General features: G+C 59.2%; 12 protein-coding genes. 6 read left to right on the forward strand and 6 right to left on the reverse strand.

Annotation, left to right across the window (positions count from 1 at the left end):
• The first annotated feature begins 165 nt into the window (after window positions 1-165).
• From AOA61_RS12950 to AOA61_RS12960, 3 genes are read left to right on the forward strand one after another with little or no spacing between them, the layout of a single operon-like run.
• Window positions 166-825 carry a paraquat-inducible protein A gene (locus AOA61_RS12950; RefSeq protein WP_032886028.1) on the forward strand — a complete coding sequence of 220 codons (660 nt, stop codon included), beginning with the start codon at window positions 166-168 and terminating at the stop codon, window positions 823-825.
• Complete coding sequence (locus AOA61_RS12955; protein WP_032886029.1) at window positions 812-1,435, forward strand: paraquat-inducible protein A; 624 nt, start codon at window positions 812-814, stop codon at window positions 1,433-1,435. Before AOA61_RS12950 ends, AOA61_RS12955 begins: the two co-directional genes overlap by 14 nt.
• On the forward strand, window positions 1,428-3,731 hold the full coding sequence (locus tag AOA61_RS12960) for a PqiB family protein (protein ID WP_095183739.1): 2,304 nt from the start codon (window positions 1,428-1,430) through the stop codon (window positions 3,729-3,731). The genes AOA61_RS12955 and AOA61_RS12960 overlap by 8 nt, the downstream gene beginning before the upstream one ends.
• Window positions 3,732-3,826: 95 nt before the next feature.
• Here AOA61_RS12960 and mksF read toward each other — a convergent pair whose 3' ends face one another.
• From mksF to mksB, 3 genes are read right to left on the reverse strand one after another with little or no spacing between them, the layout of a single operon-like run.
• Window positions 3,827-6,667 (reverse strand): Mks condensin complex protein MksF, encoded by a 2,841-nt coding sequence (mksF, locus tag AOA61_RS12965; protein WP_099601900.1) that lies wholly within the window; start codon window positions 6,665-6,667, stop codon window positions 3,827-3,829.
• Complete coding sequence (mksE, locus tag AOA61_RS12970) at window positions 6,664-7,371, reverse strand: Mks condensin complex protein MksE (RefSeq protein WP_099601901.1); 708 nt, start codon at window positions 7,369-7,371, stop codon at window positions 6,664-6,666. Before mksE ends, mksF begins: the two co-directional genes overlap by 4 nt.
• Window positions 7,361-8,638, reverse strand: coding sequence for an Mks condensin complex protein MksB (gene mksB, locus AOA61_RS12975; protein ID WP_032886033.1), 1,278 nt, complete (start codon window positions 8,636-8,638; stop codon window positions 7,361-7,363). Before mksB ends, mksE begins: the two co-directional genes overlap by 11 nt.
• Window positions 8,639-8,825: 187 nt before the next feature.
• Between mksB and AOA61_RS12980 the strand changes: the two genes are divergently transcribed.
• Window positions 8,826-9,569: a hypothetical protein gene (locus tag AOA61_RS12980; RefSeq protein ID WP_050442822.1), complete on the forward strand. Its 744-nt coding sequence runs from the start codon at window positions 8,826-8,828 to the stop codon at window positions 9,567-9,569.
• The gene (rimI, locus tag AOA61_RS12985) at window positions 9,562-10,014 is read left to right on the forward strand and encodes a ribosomal protein S18-alanine N-acetyltransferase (protein WP_032886035.1); all 453 of its coding nucleotides are present in this window, start codon (window positions 9,562-9,564) and stop codon (window positions 10,012-10,014) included. The genes AOA61_RS12980 and rimI overlap by 8 nt, the downstream gene beginning before the upstream one ends.
• 72 nt (window positions 10,015-10,086) lie before the next feature.
• On the opposite strand, the gene AOA61_RS12990 is transcribed toward rimI, so the two are convergent.
• A complete protein-coding gene (locus tag AOA61_RS12990; RefSeq protein WP_099601902.1) occupies window positions 10,087-10,491 on the reverse strand; it encodes a serine kinase/phosphatase in 405 nt (134 codons plus the stop codon).
• Window positions 10,492-10,630: 139 nt separating this feature from the next.
• Here AOA61_RS12990 and can point away from each other — a divergent pair, with 139 nt between their 5' ends.
• Entirely contained in the window at window positions 10,631-11,275 is a 645-nt protein-coding gene (can, locus tag AOA61_RS12995) for a carbonate dehydratase (RefSeq protein WP_003188288.1), read from the forward strand.
• Here can and AOA61_RS13000 read toward each other — a convergent pair.
• Together AOA61_RS13000 and AOA61_RS13005 are read right to left on the reverse strand one after the other, a co-directional pair.
• Window positions 11,272-11,796, reverse strand: coding sequence for an SET domain-containing protein-lysine N-methyltransferase (locus AOA61_RS13000; RefSeq protein WP_095183741.1), 525 nt, complete (start codon window positions 11,794-11,796; stop codon window positions 11,272-11,274). The two genes, can and AOA61_RS13000, sit on opposite strands and share 4 nt — an antisense overlap.
• A 149-nt stretch (window positions 11,797-11,945) precedes the next feature.
• The gene (locus AOA61_RS13005; protein ID WP_099601903.1) at window positions 11,946-13,115 is read right to left on the reverse strand and encodes a hypothetical protein; all 1,170 of its coding nucleotides are present in this window, start codon (window positions 13,113-13,115) and stop codon (window positions 11,946-11,948) included.
• Between the last annotated feature and the right edge of the window lie 96 nt (window positions 13,116-13,211).

Genomic DNA, 13,211 nt, shown 5'->3' on the forward strand with positions numbered 1-13,211 from the left:
GGTCATCGTCAAGATTAAATTCCGAAACCCCATTTGCGAAAGCAGATGGGGTTTTGTTTTGGGCGGGCGGAAAGTGCGAAGAGGTCCACGACAAATTTGCACAGTTATTTCTGAACCAGACCACTAGAATAGGCACCTAACCTTTTTTAGAGCCAGAGCCCTACTATGCCCGATCCGGTTGATGCCCTTGAGGTGTCGGATTTACCACTGGACGATCTAGTGGCATGCCATGAGTGTGACTTGCTGATGCGCAAACCCGTGCTCGCCCTCGGCGAAAAAGCGCAATGTCCGCGCTGCGGCTATGAGCTGTACGCTCATCGCCACAATGTCGTCGAACGTAGCCTCGCGCTGGTTCTCGCGGCGCTGTTGCTGTACATCCCCGCGAACTTTCTTCCCATCATGAAGCTCAATCTACTCGGGCAGTCCTCAGAGGACACCGTCTGGAGTGGCGTAGTTGGCTTGTTCGACACCGGCATGCAGGGCGTCGCAGCTGTAGTGTTTCTATGCAGCATGGGCATTCCCTTGCTCAAGTTGCTTTGCCAATTGGCGGTGCTGCTCAGTATTCGTTGGAAAATCGGGCGTAGTTACGGCCTGCTGCTGTACCGCATCTACCACCACATGAAAGATTGGGGAATGTTGGAGGTCTACCTGATGGGCGTACTGGTAGCTATCGTAAAACTTGCCGACATGGCCTCCATCACGATTGGCCTGGGTTTGGTCTGCTTCGTCAGTCTATTAATGGTTCAGGTTCTGCTTGAGGTGGTGATGTCGCCGCATCAGATCTGGCAAGCACTGTCAGGGGAAGATGATCATGCGGGCGATTGATGCGGGCATTCTGATCTGTACCGAATGCCACGAGTTAAACAAGCAGCAAGCAGATACCGATGAGCAAATTTGCACGCGTTGCGGTGCGCTGATCCATGCTCGCCGTCCCAACAGCCTTACCCGCACCTGGGCATTGCTGATCACTGCCGCAATTCTATATATCCCCGCCAACCTGCTGCCAATCATGACCATCAACTCATTGGGCCAGGGAGACCCCAGCACCATTATGGCTGGCGTGATCCAACTGGTGCAGCACGGTATGTTTCCCATCGCCGCCGTGGTATTTATCGCCAGTATTCTGGTGCCGACATTCAAGCTGGTTGGCATTGGCCTGCTACTGTTCTCGGTGCAGCGTCACCAGCCGCTCTCTGCACAACAACGCATTGTGATGTACCGCTTTATCGAATTCATTGGGCGCTGGTCCATGTTGGATATCTTCGTGATCGCCATCCTGGTGGCGGTCGTAAACTTTGGACGGCTTGCCAGCGTCGAGGCCAACCTCGGCGCAGCGGCGTTCGCCAGTGTGGTGATCTTGACGATGCTTGCCGCTGTAACTTTTGATCCCCGACTGATTTGGGATAACACGGAGTCGGACGACGACCATGAGTGAATTGCCTAAAGCTAAAACCCGCCCAGCCTCCAACTGGTCGGCCATTTGGGTGTTGCCCCTGATTGCTCTGATCATCGGCGGCTGGCTGGGATGGCGTGCCTATTCCCAACAGGGCATCGAGATCCAAGTGCGCTTCGAAAGTGGCGAAGGCATTCAGGTCAACAAGACTGAAGTGGTCTACAAGGGCATGCCCGTGGGCAAGGTCAAAGCCTTGGCTTTGGATGACGAGGGCAACAATCGCGGGGTGATCGCCACCATCGAGATGAATAAGGACGTCGATCAATACCTCAAGACCAACACGCGCTTCTGGCTGGTCAAGCCCAGCGTCAGCCTCGCCGGCATCACCGGCCTGGAAACCCTGGTCTCGGGTAACTACATCGCCGCCAGCCCTGGCGATGGTGAGCCCACGCGTAAATTCAAAGCGCTCTCTGAAGAGCCCCCGTTATCCGACGCCAAGCCCGGTCTGCACTTGACCATCAAGGCTGATCGTCTCGGCTCGCTGAACCGTGGCAGCCCAGTCTTCTACAAGCAAATCCAAGTCGGCCAGGTCAAAAGCTACCTGTTGTCCGAAGATCAAAGTACCGTTGAAATCAAGGTCTACATCGAGCCGACTTACGCCAACCTGGTGCGCAAACACACGCGTTTCTGGAACGCCAGCGGCATCAGCATCGACGCTAACCTTTCCGGTGTAAAAGTGCGCAGCGAGTCTCTTTCCAGCATCGTCGCGGGTGGTATCGCCTTCGCCACGCCGGAGAACCGCAAAGACAGCCCCCCGACCGACCCAAGCCTGCCTTTCCGTCTGTATGAAGACTTCGACGCCGCCGCTGCTGGTATCAGGGTGAAGGTCAAGCTTACCGACTTCGAAGGCCTGCAGGCTGGGCGTACGCCGGTGATGTACAAAGGCATCCAGGTGGGTAGTCTGAAAACCCTGAAGATCGACCCGGACCTCTCCAGCGCCAATGCCGAGTTGACTCTCGATCCGTTGGCCGAAGATTACCTGGTGCAGGACACCCAATTCTGGGTTGTGAAACCGTCCATCTCCCTGGCAGGCATCACCGGTCTGGAAGCGTTGGTAAAAGGTAACTACATCGCCATCCGCCCTGGCGATAAGGGCAGCGCCCCGCAGCGCGAATATGTTGCCCGCGCCAAAGCGCCACCACTGGACCTGCGTTCACCGGGCCTGCACATGGTGCTGTTCACCGATAACCTCGGCTCCCTGGATGTTGGCAGCCCGATCCTCTACAAGCAGGTCAAGGTCGGTTCGGTGCAGAGCTACCAGTTCTCGCGCAAGAACAAGCAACTGGTGATTGGCGTTCACATCGAGAAGGAATACGAAAACCTGGTCAATGGCTCCACGCGCTTTTGGAATGCCAGCGGTGTCACCCTGACCGGCGGCCTCACCGGCGGCATCCAGGTCAAGAGTGAATCTCTGGCCAGCCTGATGGCCGGTGGTATCGCCTTCGAAACCCCCCAGCCAAACGTGCCGCTGAAAAAACGTATTCCGCGTTTCCGTTTGTTCGCTGACCGTGAAGCCGCCAATCAGCATGGCACGCTGGTGACCATCAAGGTCGACCGCGCCGACGGCCTGCGCCCAGGCACTGCCGTACGTTTCAAAGGCCTTGATGTCGGCAAGATCGAGAGTGTCGACCTGAGTGCCGATATGCAGTCGGTGCTCCTCAGCGCCCGCATCACTCAGGTGGCAGACCGCATCGCGCGTGCAGGTAGCCAGTTCTGGGTGGTCAAGCCGGAACTGGGCCTGATGAAAACCTCCAACCTGGAAACCCTGGTCACTGGCCAATACATCGAAGTGCAACCAGCGGTAAAAAGCTCCGGTCCGCAAAAGAGCTTTGTCGCCTTGGACCAGCCGCCTGAAGCTGTCCGACGAGAAGACGGTTTGAGCCTCACGCTCAGCGCCGCACGTCGTGGCTCGTTGAAGGAAGGTGTCCCCGTTACCTACCGCGAAGTTACCGTGGGCAAAGTCACTGGCTACGAATTGGGCCAAACCGCTGACCGTGTGCTGATCCATATCCTGATCGAGCCCAAGTACGCATCGCTGGTGCGCGGTGGCAGTCGTTTCTGGAATACCAGTGGCTTCGGTCTCGACTTCGGCCTGTTCAAAGGCGCCACCGTGCGCACCGAATCCCTTGAGACGCTGGTTTCCGGCGGTATCGCCTTCGCCACGCCAGACGGCGAGCGCATGGGCAACGCTGCACGGCCGCAGCAAACCTTTCCGCTGTTCGACAAGGTTGAGGATGAATGGCTGACCTGGGCGCCTAAAATTCCGCTCGGCAAGTAGGTCCGATAGCGCCCTCAAAAGCACTGCAAAAACCTGCCCTAAAAAAAGGCCGCGATCCATAAGATCGCGGCCTTTTTGCATTTCAGCGCAATACGTCAGACCTCATCCAACTCCGGCTCATCCGTCTGCGCATTCACCGTCGCCTTCACTGCATCATGGCGACGAATGTACTTCCAGTCCGCCTCATCGATGTAGATCCCGTTCGGCCCGCTGCCGCCTTCCAGGTCGATTGCCACCTGGGCAGACACCTGCGGCTTCACACTGGCCAGGATCGGCACGAAGCCCAGCTGCAAGCTGGTTTCCAGCAATGCGGCCTGGTTCTTTTCATCGATGTCCGCTGCTTCATCAAGGTAATACGGCAAGCGCACACGCCCGGCCTGGTCGCGGTCCATCAAGTGCAGCAACAAATACATGTTGGTCAGCGCCTTGATGGTCATGGTGGTGCCGTTGGACGCCGCACCGTCGATGTCGGTGTGAATCACCGGCTGGCCATGCACCTTGGTGATCTCGAAAGCCAGCTCGAACAGATCCTTGAGGCCCAGTTGGTTATGGTTAGCCGCCACCAGGCGTGCGAGGTATTCCTTGGCCTCTTCGTTCTTGTTGTCTTGCTCGGCGCTCTGGCTGAGGTCGAAGACCGACAAGGTTTCACCTTCCTCGTACTGACCCGCGCTGTGGATGATCTGGTCGATATGCTTGAGGGCTTCCTTATTCGGCGCCAGCACGATACGGAAGCTTTGCAGGTTGGACACCTGGCGCTTGTTGATCTCGCGGTTGAACAGCGCCAGTTGGTGCTCAAGGCTGTCGTAGTCGCTACGGATGTTACGCAAGGTCCGCGCGATATCAGTGACCGCCGCACGGCGTGCCTTGCCGAGGGTCAGCGCCTCATCGGTGCGGTGCGCATAGGCATTGATCAACAGTTGCAGGCGACGCTCGACGTCATCCTCGCTGTCGAACTTGGCGACGCCCTTGAGGCGCACCTGCGCATACAGCGCCTCGATTTGGCCATCAGCGCGCAGCAGACCTTGCCAGCTGTCCTGATAGTCGTTGAGCAATGGCAACAGGTTGTCCATGGAGTCGTCGACCGGGTCCATGAACGGCGTACCGAACGGCAAGTCCGCGGGCAGCAACTGACGACGGCGTAAGGCGTCATCAAGCGTACGCTGTTTGGCTTCCATATCACCGATCTGCCGACCGACCAGTTGGAGCTTGGCCGACAGTTGCTGAACGCGCTCGGTAAATGCATCACTGGACCGCTTCAATTCGTCCTGAGCGGCTTCCATCTGCGCCAGGTTTTCCAGCTTCTCGCCTTCTTCGGCGCTCAGGGTTTGCGCACGGCGGAAATCTTCCAAGGCCTTTTGCGCGTCCAGCACTTGCTGGTACAGAGCCTCGGTTTGGGTCTTGCTCGCCGCGCGGTCGGAAGTTACAGCCTGCTGCGTCTTGAGCTGCTTGAGTTCTTTTTCCAGGCGCTCTTTCTGGTCGCGCAATGCGGCGCGATCTGCCAGGGCCTGCAACGCCGGTGGTTCGATGTGCGAGATGTCGATGGACAGCCCCGGCACTTCGAAACGCTCGCCCTTGAAGCCATCGAGGATCTGCTCCAGGGATTTGACCCACTGGCCGTCCTCATCCAGCGTGATGCCGTGTTCACCCAACGGGAGGCTGAACAACGAACTGTTGAACAGACGCATCAGACGCTCGACATCCTGCTGTGAGAATTCTTCCCGCAGCTTGGCGTAGCTGTTGTTGTCTGCGTGATCAAGCTGCTGCTTGACCGACTTCAAACGCTTTTCCAGATCCCGCAGACGCTCGTCCAAATCCTCGGCGCTGAACTGGCGTGACTGCGCCAAAGCGCCGGCCAGTTCATCGTGAGCATCCTTGGCCGCCAGCAGTTGTTGCTCCAGGACCTTCACGTCATCCACCAGGGCAAAGCGATGCTTGAGCACCGACAGCTCGCCCAACCAACGCTGGATGCCGCTGATCTCACGCTCCAGGCGCATCAGCTCTTGGGTGCCGCCACGCTGGTCGTTCTGCAGCGCGTCCTGCTCGTTGCGATAGTGTTCGGCCTGGATCGTCAGCTCTTCCTTACGTGCACTGGCGTAGTCCGACCAAGTGCCCAGCAACGAGTCGAGCAATGGCGACAGGCGATGCAGTTTGCCGCGCAATGTGTCGCGCTGCCGAACGCCATTGGCCAGTGCCTCGACCAACGGGCCCGCTGCGACCAGGGAGTTGTAATCCTGTTCCATACGTCGCACATCGCGGAAGGCTTCTTCGCACGCGGCGATGTAGTCCACACTGCCGGAACGCAGGCTGTGTTCGAAGGCATCGAGGAACAATTGCTTGAGCTTGGCCGCCGTGATTTCGCGCATATGCAGCAAGTTGATAAACAGCGCGCGGAAGGTCTTCAGACTCTGTTCGCTGGTGGAACGCAGCGGGATCAGCGTAAGGTCCAGGGGGATCGACGTGTGGCCGCCCACCAGCAAACGGCGCAGTTCATCCGGCTTGAGTTCGTAGGCTTTCAGACCCTCGCGCTCAAGGTTGGTAAACAGTTCTTTCTGACGCAGGCACGTGTCGTTCTTTTGGTAGTGAGCCAGGTCCAGCTTGCCCGCGTAAGCGAAGAACTGGTGACCGAAACCGCCACCCGGGCCGCGTCCTACCACACCGATCACGTGCGGACCGTGGGGCAGGGACACTTCCACCAGGATGTAGCTGGTGTCGGTTGCAAAGTAGAAACGGCGCGATTGCTCCAACGTGTACTTGCCGAAACTCATGTCCGACATGCGCGCCAGGATCGGGAACTGCAAGGCGTTGATCGATGCGGATTTACCCAGGTTGTTCGCGCCATACACCGATAGCGGCTCTTCCAGCGGGAACAAACCGAGGCTGTAACCGGCGGTGTTCAATAGGGCGAAGCGGCGGATGCCGTAGCGTTCCTTGCTCATGCGTCGGTCTCCTGTTCTTCGGCAATGGCACGGGCCAGTGCGTCTTCTTCGCTTTCTTCTGCGAAGTCGCTTAGGTCCAGCGGATCATCGGTTTTCAGCAGTTTTTCATCGCTGTCTTCGTCGATGATCACTGGCGCTGGCAATGGCAATACGCTGTGCACGCTGGCGGCGAGGTCGCGGTCTTGTTGCACCGACAGGCACACGTCGAGGAAGCGGTGCATCGGCGGCAGGAAGCGATAGATGCCGTTGTCTTCGCTGGCAAAACCCAACTGCGTCATGCGGCGCATGATTTTTTCTTCGAGTTCTTCCTGGGTCTGCACTTCGGCCTGGATAAACAGATCGCGGTATTTTTCCAGCAGCGACGGCAACTCATCCCGTCCAAGGCTGCCGCCGTCGAGCACGGCGATCGGATCGCGGCCCTGGTCGGCCAAGTGCTCGACGATGATGAAGGTGAACAGCGCCAGGCGTTGCGCGGTCTTGTTGACCTGTGCGCTGGTGATCGCCGAGTCCGGCACGAAGTAGTAGAAGCCTCGTGTATCGCAGACCAGCTCAAAACCCAGCGCCCGGAACAGCGTGCGGTACTGGTCTTGGAAGTTCGACAGTTGCGCGTACAGCTCCGGGTCGCGGCGGCTGACGTGGTAACCCTTGAACAGCTCGCGAAAGATCGGCGCCAGCTGGGACAGTTCGGATAGATCAAGATGCATAAGGGGTGCTCGCAGAATTCTCGGCGGAGTCGGTGCTGGCCGGGAGCAGGGCGAAGGAGCGCAGGCTGACCTGGTGCTCGTGTGTGTGGTAATCGCGGCGTTCCAGGCGTTCGCGCTTGAAGCGTTTTTCCCGCGAGAGCCGCGAGAACCAGTACAGCAATTCGTCGGTGGCGCCGTCCGGTTCCTGCTCCAGCAGCCAGTTCATCAGGTCCGGCATTGGCAGAGCATCTTCGCAACGCTCCAGCATTTCCTTGACCGTACGCGGCGCGCGTTGGGCTTCGCCCTTGTGGGATTTGTGCGCCTTGGGGAATCGCGCCGGTTTCGGCTCGAAATTCGCCAGGGCGTACACATAGGCCTCGACCTGGCTGGCACTACCCAGGAAGGTGCTTTGCGGCCGGGTGAACATGGGCATCGCCGCCTGCGGCACAGCGTCCAGGCCTTTACGGCGGATGGCCGATAATGCCAGCGCGGCGCCACGGGTCACGGCGTTGTGCCGGCGTGCTTCCTCTCGCAGTGGCAACAGCAGCTCCCGCGCATGACGCAAGGTCAGTTGGGCACTGGTCTGCATTTCGAGGATGCGCGCGTGGGTGCGCAGCAGCATGTCGTCGTCCACCAGGTGGCCAAGGCGCTGCTGCTCGGTGAGCATGCGCAGCAGCACATTCTCGACCTTGCGCACGCCTTGCTCGAAGGCGCCGTCGGCGTTCACCAACTGGATCATCGGTTCGACATATTCGTCCCAGGTCGCCAGGACTTCGGCGTAACGCTGGCGCAACGGGATCTGCCGGTCGCTGGTCTTGGCACGGTCGGCCACGGCCGCGAGGGCTTGTTCGTCGTTGGCGAGTTTTTTCAGCACATCCCGCACGCGCATATCCAGCAGGCGCAGTTGCCGGGCCAGGTCGTGACCATCGCGGATGTCGAAGGCGTCCTGGATATAACCGGCCAGGCGCTCAAGATGGCGCAGGTAAGCTTCGATTTCCAGGCACAGGCCAAGCCGGTGCTCCTTGCGAAGATACGCCAGGAAGTCGTGGATCTGCGCGTTGAGCTCGAAACGGTTCGGGCTCTTGGCGACAGGCACCAGGATATCCAAGCGAATCCACACGTCCAGCAGGCTAGTGATGTCCTGGGGCGTGCTGTCCAGTTGTTGGGCGGCCAGTTGTGCGCGCAGCTCGCTCAGGCTCAGGGTGCCTTGGTCGAAGTGTTCGCACAGTGGCTCAAGTAAGGCCCAGTGTTCGGCGAGGGCGCGCAGGACGCGCTTGGGTTCGATCATGGGAATGGCCGGCTGGTTGGCGATTAAAAGTCGCGATTGTACTGCATCAGGCGTGGGATTTATCCACAGCCGGTCAGTGCGCAGTGGGCGATTGTTACCGAACAGCGGTAGAATCCCCGCTCTTTACTTATCCACAAGTGGCCGAGCTGTGCTTATCGAGTCCCGACGTCGCGCTTACTTGACCGCCATGCAGGTGGTCAACTGGCTGCCCCGCACCGAACTGCCGTTTGCCGCGCCGTCGCGGCCCGAGTTGCTGCAGGCGCTTGAGCCTTATGACGCGTTCGAGACCTCTGGCGAGGAGGCCGCTGCACCGGTGGCAGTCGTCAAGCCAGAGCCGCAGGCGCGCCCGGCGGTCGAACGCACCAAGATCGAAGTGCCACGTCCGTCGCCGGTGGCCAAGCCCGTGGTCGCCGAAGCAGAAGCCCCGGTGGTCAAGGCCCCGGTAGTGCCGCCGCCGCGCTTTGCCCTGCAATTGCTGCGGGCCGGGCGCTGTCTGCTGTTGGTGGAATTGCCCACCGGTGAACGCTTCCAGACGCGCGACCCCGCCTACATGCTGCTCAAAGACATGCTGCGCGCTGCGGGTCTGCCTGACAGCCCGCAAATCGTCGGGGACCCGGTACGCTGGCCGCTGTTGGTGCGCGGCACCATGGACCAGGGCCCTGAAGCGGCGCGGGACTTTGTGCAAGGCTTTGTCTCGGCGCGCCTGGAAGACGAACCCTGTGTATGCCTGTGGCTGATCGGCCTCCCCGCCGTGCGGTTTGCCGGCGAGGCGAATGCCGAGTCCTGGTACCGCGAACTGCAGGTCGAGGGCCTGGGTTCTGTATGGGCCCTGCCGGGCCTGGAATTATTAATGGAAGAGCCACAGCGTAAGGCTGATGTCTGGCAAGCCATGCGCCGGCTGATGGCGCGCTGGAAAACAACCGATGAGTGAGGCTTTATCCTTCCGCCCGATGACCGAGGCTGACCTCGATGCCGTGCTGAAAATCGAATACGCGGCGTTCAGCCACCCCTGGACTCGCGGGATCTTTCTCGATGGGCTGGGCAAGTACCAGATCTGGCTGATGTTCGAAGGCGAGCAGCAAGTGGGCCACGGCGTAGTGCAGATCATCCTTGATGAGGCGCATTTGCTGAACATCACTGTCAAGCCGGAAAACCAGGGCCGTGGCCTGGGGTTGGCGTTGCTGGAGCACCTGATGTCCCGCGCTTATGCTGCCAAGGCGCGCGAATGCTTCTTGGAAGTGCGCGACAGCAATACCGGCGCTTTCCGCCTGTATGAGCGTTATGGCTTCAACGAGATTGGGCGTCGCCGGGACTACTACCCGGCTGTCGGCGGGCGCGAAGATGCGGTCGTCATGGCCTGCACCTTGGTCGATTAAACACGCGATCCAGTGTGGGAGAGGCAAGTCGAATCGTCTTACCGCCCCTCCCACATTTGGATTTGCGCAGTGTCAGCGGTTTCCGTCTACCGGGTCCAGATCAGCCAGCTCCGCTTCATCCAAGCCATTGCCGCCGCCAATTTCATCTTCATCCACAATGCTCAGGTCAAAATCTGCCGGGTTGTCTTCACCCGCCTCCCGGGCATCCCGTGCGCCATCTTCATGGATCAGGGTTTCCGGGCTCATATCGTCATCGGTCGGCTCGTGGTCATCCGTCGAAGCGCCAGTCAGACCGGCTTCACGTACCCGTTCGTCGGGCATCAGGTGTTCGCGTTCGCGGGGCGGGATTTCATCGCCGATTTCCGCCGTCGGCGCCTCATCGTCAAAATCCAGCTCGCGCATCGAGCCCATGCGATCTTCGTTGTCGTCAATCGGTTCGGGCTGTGTAGCGCCGTAGGGACGTCGTGATTCAGTCATGGCCAATCCTCATACTGTGGGGCTTATAGTGTGTGGACAGGCACGGCTCGCCAAAGATTCAAGCTAATTTGCGCATCGCGTGACCTGGACGAAAGGTCGTCAGTCACAAAACTGCGCATCATTCCTGAGGCTTTCCCTGATGAACGAACTACAAGACCTGCTTGATAACAATGAACGCTGGGCGGACGCGATCAAACAGGAAGATCCCGAATTCTTCGCCAAGCTCGCCCGCCAGCAAACCCCGGAATACCTGTGGATCGGCTGCTCCGACGCCCGCGTACCGGCCAACGAGATCGTCGGCATGCTGCCGGGTGATCTGTTCGTGCACCGCAACGTGGCCAACGTGGTGTTGCACACCGACCTCAACTGCCTGTCGGTTATCCAGTACGCAGTCGACGTGCTCAAGGTCAAACACATCCTTGTTACCGGCCACTATGGCTGTGGCGGTGTGCGGGCTTCGATGCAGGATCGCCAGTTCGGCCTGATCGACGGCTGGCTGCGCACCATTCGCGACTTGTATTACGAAAACCGCGACGTGCTGGCCCAATTGCCGACCGAAGAGGAACGCGTCGATCGCATGTGCGAGCTGAACGTGATTCAGCAGGTGGCCAACGTAGGCCACACCAGCATTGTGCAAAACGCCTGGCACCGGGGGCAAAGCCTGTCGATCCATGGTTGCATCTACGGCATCAAGGATGGCCGCTGGAAGAGTTTGAACACCACCATCAGTGGCTTCGAGCAACTACCGCCGCAATATCGCTTGCGGCCGTTGGGCGAAGCCTAAGGTCGTTTGCGCATTCGCCACTGCGCCATGAACGCTTGGCCTTCGGCGTTCAATGGCTCCTGGCTGCCAGTGATCCAGCCCCGGCAGTTCAGTTCGCCGCATTGGCAAGCGAACTGCCGGAACAGCACGTCCTCAGTGCTGGCGTAGTCCAGGGTCAGCCAGGCGCCGGCGGCGATAGGTTGCACGGTCCAGAGCTCCAGGTACGTGGTGTCGAAGAATACATTCGGATTGCAGGAGTGCCGCAACAGGCCGCAGAACCAGCAATCGTACAAGTGGATGCGCGGTGATAGCTGCAGCGTATGCGGGCGTCTCTCGCCCACGGCATAGCCGGAGACATGAGCAATGCGTATGCGGCTGTCAAAGGCTGTGCGCGCCTTGACCCCGCCTTCCATGTCATTTGCGGTGCTTACGACTTTGAAATGCTCGGACGAGGGGTAGCCTTGCTCAATTCGCAGCGTCTTGAACGGATATAAGCATTCAGTCACAGCAGTTCTAGCCTTGTCCATGGCCTGAGTTTTCATAACTCTCCTTGGTTAGGCTGCATCGACCTGCGGGTGGTGTCTGACTACCAGTCTTGCAGCGGATGGGCGCGGCTAAACATTCGCTTAAGTTGGATCCGATTTCTACTGTCAAATCTGACAGTAGAAATCGGATCTTTTTTTTGTGGGATTTACAACGCAGGTTCCGTATTGAAGGGAGCTGGGGCGGCGTTCCTCAATTGTTTCAACTGAGTTTTTATTGCTGGCGTTGCACACTTGGCATTGGCTTGCTCCTGGCTCAGTTTGCGCACCGAGGTGTAGAACAATTCACAGGTCTGTTCTTTGCGCGTGACCTGCCAGGTATTCATGCAGGCCTTAAGCAGCACATTCGGATCGCTCGCCGGTTTCTGGCCCATCCCGGCCTGCCAGCAGGCGGCGCTAAGATCCTGGCCCATCACCTTCAAGCCCGCCTCGTCGGCCTTTTGCTCATCGCCGTCATAAGATTCGGGGTCGGCTGCATACCAAATGTAGCTGGGATGGTTGGCACCCAGTACTGAAACGCTTTTGCCCTCGGCCGGGCTTATCTGCGCCAGCCCGAGCACATTCACGGTTTGCCCGTATTGCTGCTTGATCCAGCTACGCACCGGTGCCCCGAACGCCACCATCGGCAACGAGCCGTCGGGCTGGAGGCTCAATTCCTTGACCATGCGGGTCTGATAATTGGTGAAGTAGCTGTAGACGCCCTCCAGCTCTTTGCCCGCCGTGGACGGTGCGGCGATGGGGGCGATGTCGATCATGGTCTGGTAGGCCGGGGTTTCGGCGGCCGGCACCCCGTTGTCGGTGAGCAAGTCGGCCCAGCGATCCGTGGTTTTCGATTCCAGGTAATCCTGTGCCTGAGTGAGTGAGTAGTCCGGCGGGAAGTGCATCAACTCGATGCTTTTGCGGTTTTCCAACGCCATGCCCAACGGCAGGAACAGGTACCAGTTAAACGCCCATTTACCGTCGCTGTTGAGCTTGCTGGCGCCTTGGTAGGCGAGGTCGGCGGTATTGAGCAGTGCCGTCAGGGGCTGGCCATAACTGTCAGGTACGCCGCTGAAGGTCGCGGCCACCAGGCCATCATGGACTTTGACGCTGACCTTGGCCCGGCTGTAGCCGTCGCGCTGCACGCTCTGGTTCAGGTAGTGCTCGACGGTCTGCTCCAGCGTCCAAGGCCGAAAGCAGATGACGTTGCAGTTGTTGGGGTAAGCGAACAACTGGGTGACACGCTGCGTGCTGCCCAGCGGTACTTCGATATCGGCTTGAACGACCGCACTGGCCATCAGTGCGGCCAGGGTCAAATACAGCCTGGTCGATGTAAGCATAGTTGGTTCCTTGTCAGCGAAAGCCCGTCTGCGCGGGATGAAAGCCCACCTCCTCACAGTAGCGGCTGACCAGGAAAACCGCGTGCTAAATCGCCG

The organism is Pseudomonas sp. 2995-1, from assembly GCF_002742505.1.
Taxonomy (GTDB): domain Bacteria; phylum Pseudomonadota; class Gammaproteobacteria; order Pseudomonadales; family Pseudomonadaceae; genus Aquipseudomonas; species Aquipseudomonas sivasensis.